At 63.9% G+C, this 19,795-nt stretch carries 22 protein-coding genes; 18 read left to right on the top strand and 4 right to left on the bottom strand.

Features of this window, described 5'->3' with window-relative positions; genetic code table 11:
* Positions 1 to 828 (top strand): peptidylprolyl isomerase (locus AC0L3O_RS34085; RefSeq protein ID WP_473617975.1); only part of this gene is annotated, 828 nt, incomplete at its 5' end.
* A 284-nt stretch (positions 829 to 1,112) separates the two neighbouring features.
* Here AC0L3O_RS34085 and AC0L3O_RS34090 read toward each other — a convergent pair.
* On the bottom strand, positions 1,113 to 1,769 hold the full coding sequence (locus AC0L3O_RS34090; protein ID WP_473537063.1) for a TetR/AcrR family transcriptional regulator: 657 nt from the start codon (positions 1,767 to 1,769) through the stop codon (positions 1,113 to 1,115).
* Positions 1,770 to 1,962: 193 nt separating this feature from the next.
* Between AC0L3O_RS34090 and argJ the strand changes: the two genes are divergently transcribed.
* The 5 genes from argJ (at position 1,963) to AC0L3O_RS34115 (ending at position 5,134) form a co-directional block, all read left to right on the top strand.
* Positions 1,963 to 3,204, top strand: a complete 1,242-nt coding sequence (argJ, locus tag AC0L3O_RS34095; RefSeq protein WP_287347336.1) for a bifunctional glutamate N-acetyltransferase/amino-acid acetyltransferase ArgJ — start codon at positions 1,963 to 1,965, stop codon at positions 3,202 to 3,204.
* Entirely contained in the window at positions 3,204 to 3,983 is a 780-nt protein-coding gene (locus AC0L3O_RS34100) for a GNAT family N-acetyltransferase (protein ID WP_031254151.1), read from the top strand. The genes argJ and AC0L3O_RS34100 overlap by 1 nt, the downstream gene beginning before the upstream one ends.
* Entirely contained in the window at positions 3,980 to 4,402 is a 423-nt protein-coding gene (locus AC0L3O_RS34105) for a (deoxy)nucleoside triphosphate pyrophosphohydrolase (protein ID WP_023797288.1), read from the top strand. The genes AC0L3O_RS34100 and AC0L3O_RS34105 overlap by 4 nt, the downstream gene beginning before the upstream one ends.
* Positions 4,403 to 4,513: 111 nt before the next feature.
* A complete protein-coding gene (locus AC0L3O_RS34110) occupies positions 4,514 to 4,855 on the top strand; it encodes a hypothetical protein (RefSeq protein ID WP_023797289.1) in 342 nt (113 codons plus the stop codon).
* Between the two features lie 99 nt (positions 4,856 to 4,954).
* Positions 4,955 to 5,134 carry a Flp family type IVb pilin gene (locus AC0L3O_RS34115; RefSeq protein ID WP_023797290.1) on the top strand — a complete coding sequence of 60 codons (180 nt, stop codon included), beginning with the start codon at positions 4,955 to 4,957 and terminating at the stop codon, positions 5,132 to 5,134.
* A gap of 28 nt (positions 5,135 to 5,162) precedes the next feature.
* Here the strand turns inward: AC0L3O_RS34115 and AC0L3O_RS34120 are convergent, their stop codons facing one another.
* Complete coding sequence (locus AC0L3O_RS34120) at positions 5,163 to 6,050, bottom strand: methyltransferase domain-containing protein (protein WP_473537062.1); 888 nt, start codon at positions 6,048 to 6,050, stop codon at positions 5,163 to 5,165.
* 53 nt (positions 6,051 to 6,103) lie between these two features.
* Between AC0L3O_RS34120 and AC0L3O_RS34125 the strand changes: the two genes are divergently transcribed.
* From AC0L3O_RS34125 to AC0L3O_RS34150, 6 genes are all read left to right on the top strand, one after another.
* Entirely contained in the window at positions 6,104 to 6,889 is a 786-nt protein-coding gene (locus tag AC0L3O_RS34125; protein ID WP_473617976.1) for a ComF family protein, read from the top strand.
* Between the two features lie 27 nt (positions 6,890 to 6,916).
* On the top strand, positions 6,917 to 7,186 hold the full coding sequence (gene grxC / locus AC0L3O_RS34130) for a glutaredoxin 3 (RefSeq protein ID WP_027153348.1): 270 nt from the start codon (positions 6,917 to 6,919) through the stop codon (positions 7,184 to 7,186).
* Between the two features lie 10 nt (positions 7,187 to 7,196).
* On the top strand, positions 7,197 to 8,078 hold the full coding sequence (locus AC0L3O_RS34135) for a carbon-nitrogen hydrolase family protein (protein ID WP_473482550.1): 882 nt from the start codon (positions 7,197 to 7,199) through the stop codon (positions 8,076 to 8,078).
* Positions 8,075 to 8,500 (top strand): DUF1178 family protein, encoded by a 426-nt coding sequence (locus tag AC0L3O_RS34140; RefSeq protein WP_473537059.1) that lies wholly within the window; start codon positions 8,075 to 8,077, stop codon positions 8,498 to 8,500. Before AC0L3O_RS34135 ends, AC0L3O_RS34140 begins: the two co-directional genes overlap by 4 nt.
* Before the next feature lie 251 nt (positions 8,501 to 8,751).
* Positions 8,752 to 8,979: a BrnT family toxin gene (locus AC0L3O_RS34145; protein ID WP_473537058.1), complete on the top strand. Its 228-nt coding sequence runs from the start codon at positions 8,752 to 8,754 to the stop codon at positions 8,977 to 8,979.
* A 15-nt stretch (positions 8,980 to 8,994) separates the two neighbouring features.
* On the top strand, positions 8,995 to 9,273 hold the full coding sequence (locus AC0L3O_RS34150) for a helix-turn-helix domain-containing protein (RefSeq protein ID WP_023797297.1): 279 nt from the start codon (positions 8,995 to 8,997) through the stop codon (positions 9,271 to 9,273).
* A 409-nt stretch (positions 9,274 to 9,682) separates the two neighbouring features.
* On the opposite strand, the gene AC0L3O_RS34155 is transcribed toward AC0L3O_RS34150, so the two are convergent.
* Positions 9,683 to 10,174 (bottom strand): MarR family winged helix-turn-helix transcriptional regulator, encoded by a 492-nt coding sequence (locus AC0L3O_RS34155; RefSeq protein ID WP_128169839.1) that lies wholly within the window; start codon positions 10,172 to 10,174, stop codon positions 9,683 to 9,685.
* A gap of 115 nt (positions 10,175 to 10,289) precedes the next feature.
* Here AC0L3O_RS34155 and AC0L3O_RS34160 point away from each other — a divergent pair, with 115 nt between their 5' ends.
* Positions 10,290 to 11,219 carry a DMT family transporter gene (locus AC0L3O_RS34160; RefSeq protein ID WP_473537057.1) on the top strand — a complete coding sequence of 310 codons (930 nt, stop codon included), beginning with the start codon at positions 10,290 to 10,292 and terminating at the stop codon, positions 11,217 to 11,219.
* A gap of 19 nt (positions 11,220 to 11,238) precedes the next feature.
* On the opposite strand, the gene ubiG is transcribed toward AC0L3O_RS34160, so the two are convergent.
* Positions 11,239 to 11,988 (bottom strand): bifunctional 2-polyprenyl-6-hydroxyphenol methylase/3-demethylubiquinol 3-O-methyltransferase UbiG, encoded by a 750-nt coding sequence (ubiG, locus tag AC0L3O_RS34165; protein WP_091600073.1) that lies wholly within the window; start codon positions 11,986 to 11,988, stop codon positions 11,239 to 11,241.
* A 361-nt stretch (positions 11,989 to 12,349) separates the two neighbouring features.
* Between ubiG and AC0L3O_RS34170 the strand changes: the two genes are divergently transcribed.
* The 5 genes from AC0L3O_RS34170 (at position 12,350) to AC0L3O_RS34190 (ending at position 19,597) form a co-directional block, all read left to right on the top strand.
* A complete protein-coding gene (locus AC0L3O_RS34170; RefSeq protein WP_023797301.1) occupies positions 12,350 to 13,603 on the top strand; it encodes an aspartate kinase in 1,254 nt (417 codons plus the stop codon).
* Positions 13,604 to 13,784: 181 nt separating this feature from the next.
* The gene (gene ptsP, locus AC0L3O_RS34175) at positions 13,785 to 16,055 is read left to right on the top strand and encodes a phosphoenolpyruvate--protein phosphotransferase (protein WP_023797302.1); all 2,271 of its coding nucleotides are present in this window, start codon (positions 13,785 to 13,787) and stop codon (positions 16,053 to 16,055) included.
* A 138-nt stretch (positions 16,056 to 16,193) separates the two neighbouring features.
* Positions 16,194 to 17,273, top strand: coding sequence for a peptide chain release factor 1 (prfA, locus tag AC0L3O_RS34180; RefSeq protein ID WP_027153339.1), 1,080 nt, complete (start codon positions 16,194 to 16,196; stop codon positions 17,271 to 17,273).
* A gap of 140 nt (positions 17,274 to 17,413) precedes the next feature.
* Entirely contained in the window at positions 17,414 to 18,304 is an 891-nt protein-coding gene (gene prmC / locus AC0L3O_RS34185; protein ID WP_473617978.1) for a peptide chain release factor N(5)-glutamine methyltransferase, read from the top strand.
* A 303-nt stretch (positions 18,305 to 18,607) separates the two neighbouring features.
* Positions 18,608 to 19,597: a DUF4167 domain-containing protein gene (locus tag AC0L3O_RS34190; RefSeq protein WP_473537055.1), complete on the top strand. Its 990-nt coding sequence runs from the start codon at positions 18,608 to 18,610 to the stop codon at positions 19,595 to 19,597.
* Positions 19,598 to 19,795 lie beyond the last annotated feature (198 nt).

Below are 19,795 nucleotides of genomic sequence, written 5' to 3' on the forward strand. Positions count from 1 at the left end.
CAACCAGCCCCCGCCCAACCGGGCGCACCCGCCCAGCCGGCCGCGCCGGTCGATCCGAACGCCGTGGTCGCCACGATCAACGGCCAGTCGCTGACCGAGGCCGACCTTGCGCTTGCCGAAGGCGAGCTGTCGCAGCAGTTTGCGCAGATGCCGCCCGAACAGCGCCGCGCCGCAGCCCTTTCGGCGGCGATCGAAATCAAGGTCATGGCCGCCCAGGCGGTCACCACCGGCCTCGACAAGGATCCCGACTTCCAGCGCCGCATGGCGTTCCTGCAGCAGCGCGCCCTGCATGGCGAAATGGTCGAGAAGGATGTCGTCGGCAAGATCACCGATGCCGAGGTTCGCGCCCGCTACGACCAGGAAATCGCCAACACGCCGCCGGCCAACGAGGTCCATGCCCGTCACATCCTCGTGAAGACGAAGGAAGCGGCCGATGCGATCATCAAGCAGCTCGATGGCGGCGCCGATTTCCAGAAACTCGCCAACGAGCACACCAGCGATCCGAGCGGCAAGACCAGCGGCGGCGATCTCGGCTGGTTCGGACCCGGTCAGATGGTGCCGGAATTCGACAAGGCGGTGTTCGCGCTGGCGGTCGGCAAGTACACCGAGCAGCCGGTGCAGTCGCAGTTCGGCTGGCACGTCATCCAGGTCGAGGACAAGCGGGCCAAGCAGCCGCCGGCCTTCGACCAGGTCAAGGATCAGGCCCGTCAGGCTGTCATCCGCGACAAATACATCGCGCTGGTCAAGTCGCTGCGCGCCCAGGCCAAGGTCGAGATCCCGGACGAGAAGCTGAAGAAGACGGTCGACGCGCTGGAAAACACCAAGTAGGCGAGGGCAATCGCCTGTGCAAAATTGTTGGCGTCGGCGCCGCCCCTCATCTGCCTGCCGGCATCTTCTCCCCGTGTAGTGACGGGGAGAAGGGGGCTGGCCGCGACCCCGGCGCCATTCCTGCAACGCTGGAGGTTGGCGAAATCCGTTGCGAAGGCGTCCTTCTCCCCGTCACTATACGGGGAGAAGTGCCCGGCAGGGCGATGAGGGGCAGCGCAGCCTCCGACAATTGTTCCTCTGGTGGTCTGCACCACGCCAGGGTCTTGCCCCGCCACCCTGCCGCTCTACCGGGCGGTGCGACCGATGACACGTCGACGCCTCCGCCGGACAGCCGCGCCGTCGACCGAGCCGGCATCGTCAGCTTCTATGCCCTTCAACAGATAGCCAACCGCCTTGCGCAGCGTCGTTTCGTCTTCGTCGAGGCGATTGGTCAAGAGATGCGTCCAGGCAAACGAGGCGACCAGGTCGGCGACGAGCGTGGAATCGACGTCGGCCGCGACTTCGCCTCTTGCCTTGGCGCGTTCGATCATCTGGCCGGTATGGGCATGGCGTCCTTTGGTGTATTCGGCAAGCACGGCGGCCACCATTGCGTCCGACTGCGCCTCGGCGATCAGCGATCTGAAGATGCTGCCTGACGATGTTTCGCGCCAGTGCGAGAACAGGCTTTTGAGGAAGCCGACGAGATCGTCCTCGAGGTTGCCGGTATCGGGATAATCGACGCGCTTTAGCCGCTGATAGACGTCGAACAGCAAGGCGGCCTTGCTCGGCCACCAGCGATAGATTGTCGGCTTTCCCGCACGCGCCCGCCGCGCCACCGCTTCGATCGAGAAGCCGGAATAACCGGCCTCGACCAGAACTGCCTCGGCGGCGTCGAGAATGGCGTCGGCGCTGTCGGGGTTGCGCCGCGCGCCGATCGACCTGCGCCCCCGATCCAGCCCCATCCTGTTTTCCTTCGATGCTTTTTCGTCGGCAGATCGTACACGCTCTCTCGACGAAACGAAACGGTCCGTTTCGCGCAACTGAACGTTCGTTTCGATGAGAAAGGGCATGTGCCCAACATCAAACGCCCTTGCGCCGGCGCCCGCTATCGGGCAAACCGGCGTTCCCCTTGCGTTTTTCCCGCCCGAGGTCCTCATGTCAGCCACGATTTCGCCGCTCGCGCCGAAGAAATATCCCAACATGCCTGACATCGAGGGCGCCCGCATCGCCACAGCCGAGGCCGGGATAAAGTACAAGAACCGCACCGACCTGCTGACCATGGTCTTCGATGCCGGCACCACGGTCGCCGGCGTGTTCACCAAGTCGAAATGCCCGTCGGCGCCGGTCGATTTCTGCCGGCAGAATCTTAGCGCCGGCAAGGCGCGCGTCCTGGTCGTCAATTCCGGCAATGCCAATGCCTTCACCGGCAGCAAGGGCCGAGCCTCCACGGCAATGACCGGCGAAGCTGCGGCCAAGGCTGCGGGCTGCACGCCGGACGAGGTGTTTCTGGCCTCGACCGGCGTCATCGGCGAGCCGCTCGATGCCGGCAAGTTCGGCCATCTGCTCGCCGGACTGGTCAGGAACGGCAGGCCGGACCTGTGGACCGAAGCCGCCAAGGCGATCATGACCACCGACACCTATCCGAAACTGGCGACCGCGACGGTAAAACTCGGCGACGCCGACGTCACCATCAACGGCATTGCCAAGGGCGCCGGCATGATCGCGCCCGACATGGCGACGATGCTCTCCTTCATCGCTACCGACGCGCCGATCGCAGCCCCCGTGCTGCAGGATCTTTTGTCGCGCGGCACCGCCAAGACCTTCAATGCGGTCACCGTCGACAGCGACACCTCGACCAGCGACACACTGCTGATGTTCGCCACCGGCACGGCCGCCCGGCGCGGCGCGCCTGATATCACGAATGCCGGCGATGCGCGCCTTGGCGCCTTCCGCCGCGCGCTCGGCAAGGTGCTGAAAGCGCTGGCACTGCAAGTGGTGCGCGACGGCGAGGGCGCGCGAAAACAGGTCGAGGTCACCGTCACCGGCGCGAAATCGGCCCGCTCGGCCAAGCGCATCGCGCTGTCGATCGCCAATTCGCCGCTGGTCAAGACGGCGGTCGCCGGCGAAGACGCCAATTGGGGCCGCGTGGTCATGGCCGTCGGCAAGGCCGGCGAACCGGCCGACCGCGACCTGCTGTCGATCTGGTTCGGCGACATCAGGCTGGCGCATCAGGGCGAGCGCGACGCCGCCTACTCCGAGGAGGCGACGTCGGCCTACATGAAGCGCGACGAGATCCGCATCCGTGCCGATATCGGCATCGGCCGCGGCAAGGCGACGGTGTGGACTTGCGACCTCACCAAGGAGTATGTCGCCATCAACGGCGATTATCGGAGTTGATGGCGTTGGTTTCCAGACATCCGGCAAGCGTGCTTGCCATCGTGCGCCGCTACGAGGCGGCCGGCTTTCGCGCCTGGCCGGCGGCGGCCGTGCATTATGACGGCACCTGGGTGGTGCGGCTGACGGCGGGCCATCCGGCCAAGCGGCTGAATTCCGTCAACCCGCTCGATCCGGGCGACATCCAGCACATTGCCGATCGCATCGGCCGCGCCAGCCGCCGTTTCGACGCCTATGGCCGGCCGCTGACCTTCCGCATATCGCCGCTGTCGGGGCCGATCCTTGCCAAACATCTCGACAGCGAGGGCTGGAGCACATTCGACGAATCGCTGGTGATGCGGCTGCCGCTGGCGGACGCCCAGCTCGATGCCGCCATGGACCAGATCCCGCTGAAGGACATCAGCCGCTTCATCGGCGCGGCGCTCAAGGTAAGCGGCTCGGATGTGTCTCTGCGGCCGGGCCTGTCGGAGATCATCGGCGCCATCCAGCCGGAGGCCGGGCTGTTCGCGCTCGAAGACGGCACCGAACCGCTGGCGACGCTGATCTGCGTCCATGACGGCGATCTTGCCGGGCTGTTCGAGATCGCCACCGACAAATCGGTTCGCAACCAGGGCCATGGCCGCCACCTCATCCTGTCGGCGCTGAAATGGGCACGGCTGCGCGGCGCCCGGGAAGCCTGGCTGCAGGTCGAGGCCGACAACGCGCCGGCGCTGGCGCTTTATCGTTCGCTCGGGTTCGACGAAGTCTATCGTTACCATTATCGCCGGCCGCCCGGCGCATGACCGGCCCGCACCCTGTCGGCAAGCGCCTGCTCCTGGTCGCAGCCTGCGCGCTGGTCGATACCGACGGCCGCGTGCTTCTGGCGCAGCGCCCCGAAGGCAAGCAACTGGCCGGCCTGTGGGAGTTTCCGGGCGGCAAGGTCGAGCCCGGCGAGACGCCGGAAGAATGCCTCATCCGCGAATTGTACGAGGAGATCGGCATCGAAACCGATATTCCCTGCCTGGCGCCGTTCACCTTCGCCAGCCATTCCTACGATGATTTTCACCTGCTGATGCCGCTGTTCGTCTGCCGTCGCTTCCGCGGCATCGCGCAGCCGAAGGAGGGGCAGGTGCTGAAATGGGTGCGGCCGCGCCAGATGCGCGATTTTCCGATGCCGCCGGCCGACGCGCCGCTGATCCAGTTCCTCATCGATCTTCTGTGATTTGCCCTCCGAGACATAGACAACGTTAATGGAAGATTTATCTGGCCGTGAAAAAATGACGGCAGAAATCGAAGGAAGGTCGTGTCCAGGCCTTCGCCGGAGGGCGGTTGCATGAGCCTCGACAGGGACTGGGATTCGATCCGACCCGACCGCAGCTTTAGGGCTGCCGGCATGGGAATATTGCGGATCACGCTTTTGTTCGGCTCGGCCGCGGTGGCGCTGGCCCTGATCGCCACGCCCTTGCTCGACAACCGGACGCGATCAGCCCGCGACGATTTTGCCGGCGGCCTCGACAGGATGAGCACAGGGTCGGTTGAAAGCACGGGTTCGATTGGAAGCACGGGCTCGACCGGCCGTCGTGATACCTACACGCTGCGCAGGAGCGTGCTGCAGCCGCTGCCCACTTCGATCTGCGTGATACGCGACAATGGCCAGCGCAGCGGCGACTGCTGACACCGGCCAAAGCGGGTGCTTTCATCGCCTGTTAAGCCTGTGTCATTAACCTTTCTTAACAGGTCCGCGCTAGGGTTCCGGCAAGCGGGATCGACGGCCATGAAAACATTGCTGCAACGATTTTGGGAAGACAAGACCGGCGCGACGGCTGTCGAATATGGGCTGATCGTGGCCGTGCTGTCGCTTACCATCGTAGGCGGCGTCGGCAAGGTCGCCGACGCAATCACGTGGCTGTTCAGCGACAATGCCAGCAAGCTTGTGAAGGCTTTCGCGCAGTAACCGACCAGCCGCGTCCATAATAAACCGGTCAGCGCCGGCCGGGATTTTCCAGGATTGTCTTCAGCGACAGTTTTGCCGAGCCCGGCTTCATCGGTTTTTGCTGCGAGGCGTCGGGCGCCCAGCCTGACATCCAGACGATCGGAAAACTCGCCCTGACGCGGCCATCGGCATCCGAAAATCGTTCGGCATAGATTTCGGCGGCGCGGGCAAACAGCTTTCGTGTGGCCGGTCGCCTGCTGCGGTCGATGAGCGCGCTGGTCTCGCCCATCGCCCGCAGGTCCGCCATCAGGCCGAACAGGGAATCGTAGCGCACCGTCACCGTCTCGACGTCGGCGACGGGCAAGGCCAGACCGGCGCGTTGCAAAAGCGCGCCGGCGTCGCGCACGTCGGTGAACGGGATGACGCGCGGGCTGGCGCCGCCGTAAAACTCGGTCTCGGCGGCGAGCAGGCATTCGCGCAGCTCGGAAAGCGTGCCGGCGCCGGCAAAAGCGCCTAGGAAAAGACCGTCCGGCTTCAGTGCGCGGCGGATTTGCACCAGCATGCCGGGAATGTCGTTCATTGCCTGAAGCGACAAAAGCGACACCGCGAGGTCGAGGCTTTCCGGCTCGAATGGCACGGTCTCCAACGGCGCCACCAGTCCCGCGGCATCGCCCCCCGCCCCGTCGCCCAGGAAAGCCGCATCCGCCTCGACGCGCACGATGTCCGCCACCTTGCCGCTTGTCGCGAGCACGTCGACTGCCGCCGGCGTCTGGCAAAACAGGACGGCCGCCCTGTCGAATTTGCGTTCCACTGCACCCAGCCGGTCGGCGAGTTCCTCGGCCGCCCGCCGCATCAGGAAATCCGCGCCGGCAGCCGGGCTGGCGAGGGCCCGGCGCTTGTGCGCCAGCCAGAGAGAGGTATCGACTATAGGTTGCAACTGACAGTTCCTGGTTTCCGCACTCTGATATAGGGTGGCGGAGAAAGAACCACGTGGCCGATCCAATGCCGGATATCAAGAGTGTCGCTCGAAAGGCGTTGGACTGGCCGGCGCGCATCCTGTTTCCGCCGGTTTGCGCCGGTTGCCGACGGCATGTCTCGCAGCCCGGCGTGCTGTGCGGCGCCTGCTGGCCGAAACTCAGGCTTCTGGAGCGGCCATGGTGCCCGGTAATGGGCACGCCGTTCACCCATCACATGGGCGAGGGGTTCCTGTCGGCCGAGGCGATCGCCGACCCGCCGCCCTTCGAGCGGGCACGGGCCGCGGTCGCTTACTCAGGTGTCGCCCGCCGGATGGTGCAAGGGCTGAAATACCAGGATCGCACCGATCTGGCGCCGTGGATGGCGCGCTGGATGCTGCGCGCCGGTGCCGAACTGATCGCGGAAGCCGATGTGGTCGTGCCGGTGCCGCTGCACTGGCGGCGCTTTTTCAGGCGTCAGTTCAACCAGTCGGCGGAACTGGCAAGGGCGGTATCGCAGCTTGGCGGGCTGCCTTTTGCGCCCTCCGCGGTCAGGCGCGTCAAACTCACCCGCCAGCAGGTCGGGCTGGAGCGGCGGGAACGCGAGGAGAATGTGCGTGCCGCCTTCAGAGTGCCGGAGGAGGCCGAGATCGAGATCGCCGGCCGCCGGGTGCTCCTGATCGACGATGTCTATACCACCGGCGCCACTGTCCGCGCCGTCGCCAAGGCGCTGAAGAAGGGCGGTGCCGGGACGGTCGACGTGCTGACCTTTGCGCGCGTGCTGCCGGGGGACTTTCGGGCCGACGAGTCCGCGACTATATAGATTGGGAAAAGGCAGGATTGCTGACCGATGGTCGACGTGACGATCTATACACGGATGATGTGCGGCTATTGCGTGGCGGCCAAGCGGCTGCTCGAGCGCAAGGGCGTTGCCTACACCGAGCACGACGCCTCCTTCTCGCCGGAACTGCGGCGGGAAATGATTTCCCGCGCGAATGGCCGCTCGACCTTTCCGCAGATATTCATCGGCGACACGCATGTCGGCGGCTGTGACGATCTCCATGAACTGGAGGCAGAGGGCCGGCTTGACCGTCTGCTCGCCAATGGCTCGACGAATTGAGGACATGACGATGGGTGCTTTCAAGGCGGCGGCGATCCAGATGCGTTCGGGTACCAGCCCCGAGCGCAACGCGGTCGATCTGGAGCGGCTGGTGCGCGAGGCCGCGGGCCAGGGTGCGACCTATATCCAGTCACCGGAAATGACCGGTGCGCTGATCCGCGACAGCCAGGCGCGGGCCGCCGCCTTCACGTCCGAGGACAAGGACATCATCGTTTCGACCGCGCGAAAGCTGGCAAAAGACCTTGGCGTCTTCCTGCATATCGGCTCGACCGCCATCCTGCGCGCTGACGGCAAGCTCGCCAACCGCGCGCTTCTGTTCGGGCCGGATGGCGCCACCATTGCCACCTACGACAAGATCCACATGTTCGACGTCGATCTCGACAATGGCGAGAGCTGGCGCGAATCCGCCGCCTACGAGCCCGGCACTGAGGCCGTCGTCACCGAGATCAGCGGCGCCGGGATCGATGGGGCGAAGCTGGGTTTCGCCGTCTGCTACGATTTGCGCTTTCCGCAGCTGTTCCGCGCCGAGGCGCTGGCCGGCGCCGACCTGCTGTCGGTGCCCGCCGCCTTCACCCGTCAGACCGGCGAGGCGCACTGGCACGTGCTGCTACGGGCGCGCGCCATCGAGAACGGCGCCTATGTCGTTGCCGCGGCGCAAGGCGGCCTGCACGAGGACGGCCGCGAGACCTATGGCCATTCGCTGATCGTCGATCCGTGGGGCCGCATCGTCGCCGAGGCGTCACATGACGAACTGGCGGTGATCATCGCCGAGATCGACCCGGCGCAGTCGGCCGCCGCCCGCAAGAAGATCCCGAATCTGAAAAATTCACGCGACTTCGCCGTGAACGCCACTCCGGTCGAGGCGCAAAGTCTCAGGGGTGCGGCGTCTTGATTCGCTTTTCACTGATCTGTGACCACGAGCATGAATTCGAAGGCTGGTTTCGCAGCAACGACGATTTCGACACCCAGAAGAAGCTTGGCTTCGTCGATTGCCCGACCTGCGGCTCGCACAAGGTCGAGAAGGCGTTGATGGCGCCGGCCGTCTCCACCGGGCGCAGCCGAGAAAAGATCGCGCTCGCCATGGGCGAGGCCCAGAAGCAGGCGTTGGCACAATTGAAGGCGATGGCCGAGAAGGTGCGCGAGAACGCCGACTATGTCGGCGACAAGTTTGCCGAGGAGGCGCGCAAGATCCATTTCGGCGAGAGCGATCCGCGCGGCATCTATGGCGAGGCGACGCTGGAGGAGGCCAAGAGCCTGGCCGAGGACGGCGTCGAATTCATGCCGGTGCCGGCATTCCCGGAGGATCGTAACTGATAGACTGGTGTGACGGTTGGTACCGGGACGGGATTCCGCTTCGACCCGTTGCGGTCCTTGGACCATGTCGCAAAACGGATTATGCGAATGTTGCAAAAATCTGGCGCGAAACTGTCGCTTTAATCGGGGTTTTCGCGACAGTCGCAAAATCCGCATAGCTGCCGTTCTGTCGCAGAACTCCTAAAACCGATGTCAGCCCACGAGCGGATAAGGGTTGCATGCAATACGGGAATCCCGTATAGTCGAGCTTCATGACGGGAGACAGGTTCGACCCCGCCAAGGATGCGGTCAACCGCGAAAAGCACAAGCTGCCGCTGGCCTTTGGCGATCGGATTTTTGCGGACGACAACCACCTGATTATCCCCTCGATCCGCGAGATCGACGGCGAGGAACGGTTCAAGGCGGTCGGTTTCGTCGGGGAGAAGCTGTTCACCGGCGTTTCGTCTGGCGGGGCGACTTGCCTCGCTTCATCTCGGTGAGAAGGAGCAACAAGGGTGAAGAAAGAGCACATCACGCTGCCTGCTGACCCGACCGACGCCGAAGATTTCGACGTGATGGCCGAAGCACTGGACCGGGGCCAGCGCGCCCGCCTGATCCGCAGGACGAGGACTGGGCTTGGCCTGTCGCAAGCCGAGTTCGCCAGCCGCTTCCGGGTCCCGGTCGGCACGCTGCGCGACTGGGAGCAGGCGCGGGCGACCGCGCCGGATTTCGCCATCGCCTATGTGCGGGTGATCGGCCAGCATCCGGACATGGTGGCAAAGGCTGTCGCATAGTTGGCGTTGCCCGTATGCGACTTCGCCGTGAACGCCACTTCGGTCGAGGCGCAAAGTCTCAGGGGTGCGGCGTCTTGATTCGCTTTCATCGAGCCCTCCAGCCGCCAATCTCAAACGTTGCGATTTGCCACGAAACGGAATTACCCAGGCACCTTTAGGGGAGCACGCAAGTCTTTCCTGGATCGCAGGGTGGCGCGCTTTCCGTTCAAGTTCTTCAAGCTCCGATCGGCACCGCGTTTTAGAGGAAGTTCGATCGAGGCGGCGTCAATGGCATCGGGCGCTGCGATGTGAAGAACCGTCTGCCCCGCCTTGTCCTATGCGTTGATGTCGATGCCCTGCGACAACAGGAGGTCGAGGATCGCGACCTCCTGCGGAAACGTCGCACGGATCGGCACCAACCGCCTGATCTTCACCCCCGGCTGACGCTCCCTATCAACTTCTCAAGCAGGCCAGCGAGTGTGTCCTGTTCGGCGCGCGTCAGGCCGGAAAGTATCTCGTGTTCGTTGGCGACGTGAGCGGCGACCGCCTCATCGACCAATGCGAGACCTTTCTCGGTCAGTTGCACGACAACCCCGCGCCGGTCGTTGGGATGCGGTCCACGCATGATCAATCCGGATTTCTCAAGCCGGTCGAGCCGGTTGGTCATGGCGCCCGACGTCACCATCGTCGCCTCATAGAGGGCGGTTGGCGTCAGCGCGTAAGGTGATCCGGAACGGCGCAGCGTCGCCAACACGTCGAATTCCCCGGATTGCAGTCCGAAACGGGCAAACAGCGGAGCGAGGCGTTCTCGCGCTATCAGCGACGAGGCTTCGTTCAACCGTCCGAGCACGGCCATCGGCGAGACATCCAGGTCCGGCCGTTGTCTTTTCCACTGCTCGATCGCTTTCGCGGCGCGATCCATCTATCTCACCGTTAAATATCTTGACGTTAAGAATCTTTGTATTATCTTAGCTTGAGTCACAGTGCTGGCCAAGGGCCCGCAAAAGACGAGAGGCGCAAGGACAATAAGGTTCGTTATGAAATTTCTCTGGGATTCAGCGCTCGGTCTTTTGCTCGTCACCGGCGGCCTGCTCGGCCTGACGCTGCCGTTCGGCAAGATCGCTACGGCGGCCGGTGTTTCGGCCATGGTCTGGGCCCTCGTCATCTCGCTCGGCGCCGGCGGCGTGCTTTTGTGCGCCTTGCTGCTGCGCGGACAACGCATCCGGCTCACCCCGCACAGACTGCGTTATTTCTTCGTCACCGCGGCGGTGTCCTATGCCCTCCCCAATCTCTTGATGTTCTCGACCATTCCGCATCTCGGCGCCGGCTACACCGGTATCATGTTCACGCTGTCGCCGGTGGTTACACTGGTGTTTTCGATCCTGCTCGGCGTCCGGCGTCCCAATCTGCTTGGTATCGTCGGCATTGCCGTCGGCTTCGTTGGTGCTGTCATGGTGGCGGTGACGCGCGGCGAGGCTGGCCAGCCGGCCGAATTTTTCTGGGTGGCGGCGGGGCTGCTCATTCCGGTCAGCCTTGCCGCCGGCAATATCTACCGCACGGTCGACTGGCCGCTAGGGACCGGACCGATCGAGCTTGCCGTCGGCAGCCATCTGGCATCGGCCGCGCTGCTTCTTTGCGGCATCTTCACGCTGCAGGGCGGCGGTTCGCTCGCCCTGCTCGCCGGCGTGCCGCTGGTCGTCGTTGGGCAGGTCGCATCAGCCGCGGCGATGTTCGCTTGCTTCTTCCGGCTGCAGGCGGTCGGCGGCCCGGTCTATCTCAGCCAGATCGGCTATGTCGCGGCGGCGGTCGGATTGTTTGCCGGGACGATGTTTCTCGGCGAGCACTATCAATTGCTGACCTGGGCCGGCGCTGCCATCATTGTCGCCGGCGTGTTCATCACCACCAAGGCGCAAAGCCAGATCGCCCCGAAGACGCAAAGTCAGACGGGTGAGAAGGTGGCGGCGTGAGAAGGCGTCGTGAGAAAGTTCAGGCGGGTGCCTTCTCTGCCAGAACCATGTAGTTGACGTCCATGTCCTTCGAACGCTGCCAGCGGTCGGCGAGCGGATTGTAGGTGACGCCGGTGCGGTCGATGATGGTCAGGCCAGCGCCGGCAAGCGCCTTTTCCAACTCGTCTGGCCGCACCAGCTTGCCGAACTGGTGGGTGCCGCGCGGCAACCAGCGCAGCACATATTCGGCGCCGATAATGGCCAGACCGAGCGCCTTCAGCGTGCGGTTGATGGTGGCGACGACCATGATGCCGCCGGGCTTGAGCATCTCGCCGCATTTGGCCACGAACAGGTCGATGTCGGCAACATGCTCGACCACTTCCATGTTGAGGATGACGTCGAATTTCTCACCGGCGTCAGCCAGGTCCTCTGCTGTCGTGGCACGGTAATCCACCGTCACGCCGACCTCCGCCGCATGCAGCCTGGCCACTTCGATGTTGGTGGCGGATGCGTCGGCGCCGACCACTTCGGCGCCAAGCCGCGCCATCGGCTCGCACAACAGCCCGCCGCCGCAGCCGATGTCGAGGATGCGCAGGCCCTCGAACGGCCGCGCCGCGCGCGGGTCGCGGCCGAAGCGCGCCGCCACCTGGTCGCGTATATAGGCAAGCCGGATCGGATTGAACTTGTGCAGCGGGCGGAATTTGCCGTTCGGATTCCACCATTCGGCGGCAAGAGCGGAAAAACGCTCCACTTCTCCGGCATCGATCGTCGATCGTCGGGGTTCTGGCATCGTGTGGTCTCCCGCAGACTCAAAAATTCAGAGCGCGATCGGGCGCAAAACCGGATACCACTTTTGCTGATCGCGCTCTGGTGCGCTAGGAAGTCGGTCGAGAGCCGGCGAATGTCAAGGCAGCAAATTTCGGCTGTTGCCGGCTGCGCCTCTGCGACAGGCGTTCGGGTAGGCGCGTTGCGCTCGTATGTCGCCTTCGTCGCCTAAGGGGGCAAGCAGGGGGGGGCAAGCGGTGGCACGCCTTGCGAAACCCAAAGCATTTGGCTAAGGAGGCCGCGAATTCAGCGGCTGGCCCAGCCCGACGCTCCGTTTCCGTTTTTCGGCCGCCGTTTCGGCACCCAGTCAAAGGCATTTCGCTTCCATGGCGCGAATCGTGATGAAATTCGGCGGGACCTCCGTCGCCGACATCGTCCGCATCCGCAATGTGGCGCGCCATGTCAAACGCGAGGTCGATGCCGGCCATGAGGTCGCGGTGGTCGTCTCGGCGATGGCCGGCAAGACCAACGAGCTCGTGCAGTGGACGCGCGAAGCCTCGCCGATGCACGATGCCCGCGAATATGACGCCGTCGTTGCCTCCGGCGAGCAGGTGACCGCCGGCCTGCTGGCGATCGCGCTGCAGAACATGGGCGTCCATGCCCGTTCCTGGCAAGGCTGGCAGATCCCGATCAAGACCGACAATGCGCATGGCGCGGCGCGCATTCTCGACATCGACGGCGCGTTCCTGATCAAGCGCTTCGGCGAGGGCCAGGTGGCGGTGGTCGCCGGCTTCCAGGGCATCGGGCCGGACAACCGCATCGCGACGCTCGGCCGCGGCGGTTCCGACACCAGTGCTGTCGCCATCGCGGCGGCGGTCAAGGCAGACCGCTGCGACATCTACACCGACGTCGACGGGGTCTACACCACCGACCCGCGCATCGAGCCGAAGGCGCGGCGGCTGGCCAAGATTTCCTTCGAGGAAATGCTTGAAATGGCCTCGCTCGGCGCCAAGGTCCTGCAGGTACGCTCGGTCGAACTTGCCATGGTGCACAGGGTGCGTACTTTCGTGCGGTCGTCCTTCGACGATCCCGACGCGCCGGGAATGGGGGATTTGCTCAATCCGCCCGGAACGCTTATTTGCGACGAGGAAGAGATCGTGGAACAGCAGGTCGTCACCGGAATTGCCTACGCCAAGGACGAAGCGCAGATTTCGTTGCGCCGTGTCGGTGACCGGCCCGGCGTCGCCGCCGGCATTTTCGGGCCGCTGGCCGAAGCCAACATCAATGTCGACATGATCGTCCAGAACATTTCCGAGGACGGCAAGTTCACCGACATGACCTTCACCGTGCCGTCCGGCGATGTCGACAAGGCGCTTGCCGTGCTCGAGCGGCTGAAGACCACGATCGGCTATGACGTCGTGCAGTCGGAAGCCGGCATGTCGAAAGTCTCCGTCATCGGCATCGGCATGAGGAGCCATGCCGGCGTCGCCGCCACCGCCTTCAAGGCGCTGGCCGACAAATCGATCAACATCCGTGCGATCACGACATCCGAGATCAAGATTTCGATCCTGATCGACGGTCCCTACACAGAACTTGCTGTTCGCACTTTGCATTCCATCTACGGTCTGGATAAGCAGTAGCAGACTGCTCGGTCCGGAAATCGGAGGTCGATCTTCGGAAAGCACGATGCAGCAGTTCGAAGTCTTGGAGCGTCCTTTGTGGGTCCAATTGGACCGACGCCGCTCTATTTGAGTTGTTGCGTGAGCGCCGGCCGCGGGAGAAACTGCGGCGGGCATAATGTCCATTGGAGAACAAGCCGCGATGCGTGATACGGCCAGTGGCCCGCGCGTTTTGCTGAAACGGCTCCGCGAGCTCATGCAGGAGCCGCTGGAGCCGCAGGAGCGGCTCGACCGCATCGTGCGCGACATCGCCGCCAATATGGTCGCTGAAGTGTGCTCGCTCTACGTGCTGCGCGCCGATTCGGTGCTCGAACTCTATGCCACCGAGGGCCTGAATCCGAAGGCCGTCCATTTGGCGCAGCTCAGGCTGGGGGAAGGCCTCGTCGGCACGATCGCGGCCTCGGCACGGCCGCTCAATCTCTCCAACGCGCAGGAACATCCAGCCTTCGCCTACCTGCCGGAGACGGGGGAGGAGATCTACAATTCCTTCCTCGGCGTGCCGGTGCTCAGGGCGGGGCGCACGCTCGGTGTGCTGGTCGTCCAGAACAAGACCATGCGCCACTATCGCGACGACGAAGTCGAGGCGCTGGAAACGACGGCGATGGTGATCGCCGAGATGATCGCCACCGGCGACCTTGCCCGGCTGACCCGGCCCGGCCTCGAACTCGATCTGCGCCGCCCGGTGAGCTTTACCGGCCTGTCCTTCAACGAGGGCGTCGGACTTGGCCATGTCGTGCTGCATGAGCCGCGCATCGTCGTCACCAATCTGTTCAACGAGGACAGCGATGAGGAGATCAAGCGGCTCGATGCGTCGCTCGGTTCGCTCCGGCTCTCCATCGACGACATGCTGGAACGCCGCGAAGTCGCCTTCGAGGGCGAGCACCGCCAGGTGCTCGAAGCCTATCGCATGTTCGCCAACGACAGCGGCTGGGTGCGCCGGTTGGAAGAGGCGGTACGCAACGGCCTGACGGCGGAAGCGGCGGTGGAAAAAGTGCAGAGCGACATGCGTGCCCGCATGCTGCACATGACCGATCCTTATCTGCGCGAGCGGATGAGCGATTTCGACGATCTCGCCAACCGGCTGCTGCGCCAGCTGATGGGGCGCGGGCCGGACGATGTCGCGGTCTCGCTGCCGAAGGACGCCATCATCGTCGCCCGCTCGATGGGGGCCGCCGAACTGCTCGATTATCCCAGAGACAAGCTGCGCGGGCTGGTGCTGGAGGACGGCGCAGCGACCAGCCACGTCGTTATCGTGGCGCGGGCCATGGGCATACCGGTTGCGGGCCAGATGAAGGGCGCCGTTTCCATGGCGGAAAACGGCGACGCCATCATTGTCGACGGCGAAGAAGGCGCCATCCACCTGCGCCCCCAGCCGGACCTCGAAGCCGCCTATGCCGAAAAGGTCCGCTTCCGGGCGCGGCGGCAGGAGGTCTATCGCGAGCTGCGCAAGAAGCCGTCGATGACCAAGGACGGCGTCCAGGTCGACCTTTTGATGAATGCGGGCCTGGCCGTCGATCTGCCGCAGCTTGCCGAGGCCGGCGCCGCCGGTATCGGCCTGTTCCGCACCGAGCTGCAGTTCATGGTCGCCTCGACCTTTCCGCGGGCGGAAGCCCAGGAACGGCTCTACCGTGACGTGCTCGACGCGGCGCGCGGCAAGCCGGTGACATTCCGCACCATCGATATCGGCGGCGACAAGGTGCTGCCCTACTTCAAGGACACGATCCAGGAAGAGAACCCGGCGCTCGGCTGGCGCGCCATCCGCCTGACGCTCGACCGGCCGGGCCTGTTGCGTACCCAGATCCGAGCGCTTTTGAAGGCATGCGGCGGGCGTGAACTGAAGCTGATGCTGCCGATGGTGACGGAGCTCGGCGAGATCGCCCAGGCGCGCGAAATCATCGATCGCGAAGTGCGGCATCTGTCGCGTTTTGCCCATCATCTGCCGACCAGCCTGAAGCTCGGGGCCATGCTGGAAGTGCCTTCGCTGCTGTTCCAGCTCGATGAGCTGATGAAGGCCGTCGATTTCGTCTCGGTCGGCTCGAACGATCTGTTCCAGTTCGTCATGGCGGTCGATCGCGGCAACACGCAGCTCGCCGACCGCTTCGATGTGCTGTCGACGCCGTTCCTGCGCGCGCTGAAGCAGATTGCCGACGCCGGGGTGCGCAATCAAACCCCGGTGACCTTGTGCGGCGAGCTGGCCGGCAAGCCGATCTCGGCGATGGCGCTGATCGGCCTTGGCTACCGATCGATCTCGATGTCGCCGGCCTCGATCGGTCCGGTCAAGGCGATGCTGACGGAACTGCCGCTGGCCGAGCTGGAAGCGTTCTTCGACGACAATCTCATGGCGCCGGCCCAGGGGTTGCCGATGCGGGCGCTGCTGCAGGCCTTTGCCGACGACCGCTCCATTCCGTTGTAAATTCACGTGAGGGCGGCCTGCAAATGTCGATTTTCTGCGCTTCCGGTGCTCATGTACCTAATTGTACATTCCGCTCCGGTTCTCGAAACTCGTCATTTCGGCTCGCCCTGACGTGAATCTTATCGAAGTTCCAGGATCATGATCAACCTGCCCCGCGACCGTATGGATCAAGTCGTCAAGCGTTTCGACATGCTCGAAGCGCAGATGTCGGCCGGGCCGGCGGCGGACGCCTATGTCAAGATGGCGTCGGAATATGCCGACATGCAGGAGATGGTGGCTAAGATCAGGGCGCTGCGCACCGCCGAGCATGAACAGGCCGACCTGCAAGCGATGCTCGCCGACAAAAGCACCGATGCCGAAATGCGGGCACTGGCCGAGGCCGATCTGCCGGAGGTCAAGGAACGCATCGAAGCGCTGCAGAAGGACATCCAGATCCTGCTTTTGCCCAAGGATGCCGCCGACGACAAGAATGCCATCCTCGAAATCCGCGCCGGCACCGGCGGCGACGAGGCGGCTCTCTTTGCCGGCGACCTGTTTCGCATGTACGAACGCTATGCCGCGGCACGCGGCTGGCGTTTCGAGACGGCGTCGGCCAGCGAGGGCGAGGTCGGCGGCTACAAGGAAATCATCGCCACGATTTCGGGCAAGGGGGTCTTTGCCCATCTGAAATTCGAGTCCGGCGTGCATCGTGTGCAGCGCGTGCCGGCGACCGAGGCCGGCGGGCGCATCCACACCTCGGCGGCGACGGTTGCCGTGCTGCCTGAAGCGGAAGAGGTCGACATCGACATCAGGGCCGAAGACATCCGCATCGATACGATGCGCGCCTCGGGTTCGGGCGGCCAGCACGTCAATACCACCGATTCGGCAGTGCGCATCACCCATCTGCCGACCGGCATCATGGTCGTACAGGCGGAGAAGTCGCAGCACCAGAACCGGGCCAAAGCCATGCAGATCCTGCGCGCCAGGCTTTACGACCTCGAGCGCAGCAAGGCTGACGAGGAACGCTCCGAATCGCGCAAATCGCAGGTCGGTTCGGGCGATCGCTCGGAGCGCATCCGCACCTATAATTTCCCGCAGGGCCGCGTCACCGACCATCGCATCAATCTGACGCTCTATAAGCTCGACCGGGTGATGATGGGCGAACTCGACGAGATCATCGACGCGCTGATCGCCGATCACCAGTCGAAGCTGCTCGCCGATATCGGCCTCGATGGCTGACAGTCTGCCCAGTAGGCCGGTGTGGCTTTGAATTCGAAATTCGTATCACGTTGGGGCAGCGCAATGACGAATTTCGGATTCAAAATCACACCAGCAGATTGCTGGTATCTAGGTGGTGGATTTGAGGTCCCTGGACGCTGATGCCAACAAATAGCAGGAACCTCAAATCCACCACACTAGGGCTGCTGCTGAAAGCGGCGCGGGCACGCCTTGCTGCGGCCGCAGTCGCCGATCCGGCGCTGGATGCGAGGCTGATCGTCGAACATTTTTCCGGTACGACCCGCACACAAGCCATCGCCGATCCCGAATGCGGTGTCGACGCCGGCGCGATTGCCGCGATCGATGCAGCCTTGAGGCGGCGGGTCGCCGGTGAGCCGGTGCATCGCATCCTCGGCCATCGCGAGTTCTATGGCTTGCGCCTGTCGCTGTCACCGGAAACGCTGGAGCCGCGACCGGACACCGAAACGCTGGTCGAAGCGGTGCTGCCCTTCGTGAAGGCGACAGCGGGACGGCAAGGCGAGTGCCGCATCCTTGATCTCGGCACCGGCACCGGCGCCATCGCGCTGGCGCTGCTCAGCGCCGTTCCGGCGGCGGTCGCCACCGGTGTCGATATTTCGCAAGGCGCGCTGGTGACCGCCATGCGCAATGCCGGGGAATTGGGGTTGGCCGATCGGTTCCAGGTGCTCAAATCCGACTGGTTCGAAAAAGTTTTTGGCCGATACCATGTAATTGCCGCCAACCCGCCCTATATAGCGTCCATAGACATCGAAAATCTGCAGGGCGAAGTCCGCGATTTCGATCCGCGCCAAGCCCTCGATGGCGGCGTGGACGGTCTGAGTCCCTACAGGATTATCGCCGCCGAGGCGGCAGGTTTTTTGGAAGCCGAGGGCAGGATTGCGGTCGAGATCGGCCACACCCAACGTAAAGAGGTCACGGGCATATTCTCCGCAGCCGGCTATATGCCGCCGGGGGTATTCCGCGACTTTGGCGGAAACGAGAGGGTTCTGATCTTTGAACTGACAAAGCCGTGATGCAGTGCAAAAAAAGCGCTTGGCAATGCCGGGGAATGCGGCTAGGGTCGCCTTAACCGGATGAGACGAAGCAGGCAGTGCTCTTAGCGATTCGGTTTCCTTGGAAATAGCTGCCTTCTTGCGCAAACGACGCCCAAGCTTCGTGCGGGAATCGTCCGGCAAGTGATGTAACCGGAACAGGATGACACGTGGCGCCAACGCAATCGATGCGGGCGAACGCCGGTGAAGAGACGAAACGGCTGGCTGCATGAGCGCCTCCGTTCGTGAAAAAGTTTTCGAAAATTTCAAAATGAAGAGAGTCGAATGAGGCCACAACAGCAGAACAGGCGCATGCGCGGTCGCAACAACAATGGCGGCGGCAACAACAATAACAACAACCGCAAGGGTCCAAATCCCCTGACGCGCAATTACGAGAGCAACGGTCCGGACGTGAAGATCCGCGGATCGGCTCAGCAGATTGCCGAAAAATACGCAACCCTTGCCCGTGACGCGCAAAGCTCCGGCGACCGGGTGATGGCGGAAAACTATCTCCAGCACGCCGAGCACTACAATCGCATCATCGCTGCCGCGCAGGCGCAGCTGCCGATCCAGAGCGCTCAGCAGAACCGCGACGATTTCGACGATGACGGCGACGAAGATCGCGACGAGTTCGACAATGCCGGCAACAGCAATGTCGGCGAGACTGCGGCTCCGGTGGTCAACCACGGTGCAGGCCCGCAGCCGGTCATCGACGGCACGCCGGCCGAATTGACGTTCAACCAGGAAAACGGCCGCGACAATCGTGATGCCAGTGGGCGTGATGCCAGTGGGCGTGATGCCAGTGGGCGTGATGCCAGTGGGCGCGATGCCGGCGGGCGTGACAACCGCCATCGCGACCGTCGCCCCAATGGCGGCTACGGCCAGAACGGCCAGCGCGGCGAATTTGGTGCGCGCGGCGAGCAGGGCGGACAGCGTGGCGATCAGAACCGGCGCAACGAGAGACCGGTTCAGAACGAAACCCCCGTGCAGGCGGAAGCTGTGTCTCCGAACGAGCCTGTTTCTGTGGCCGAACCCGCGCCGCAGTTCGAAAGCTTTTCGCCTGCGGCTCTGGCTGCCCAGGCCGAGATGAACGAAGCCGCCGCCGAAAGCGGCGCTGCCCGCCGCCCCAGGCGTCCGCGCCGTCCGCGCGTCAATGCTGATCAGGTGGCTGATCAGGTGGATGGCGGTAACGACAATGCTGGCGGCGATAACGTGAATGCTGCTCCGGCGGAAGACGCCGGTGGCGAGCCCACCATCGTCGACGTCAACAACTGATCGAGCAAGGCCCAGGCATTCCTGGACGGCGGAGAGGAATCTCCGCCGTTTTTGTATGTGCGCGCCCCGGGAAATATTATGAGGCCGCCGTTATCGGGACGTCTTGAGGGTCCGTGGATTGCGCCCCATATCTCGCGTGAACAGGACCCGGCTCGAACGGGCGGGTCCGTCACCGCAATCTGATCCGGTGCCGCAAAG

The sequence above is a fragment of the Mesorhizobium sp. WSM4810 genome (assembly GCF_055811235.1).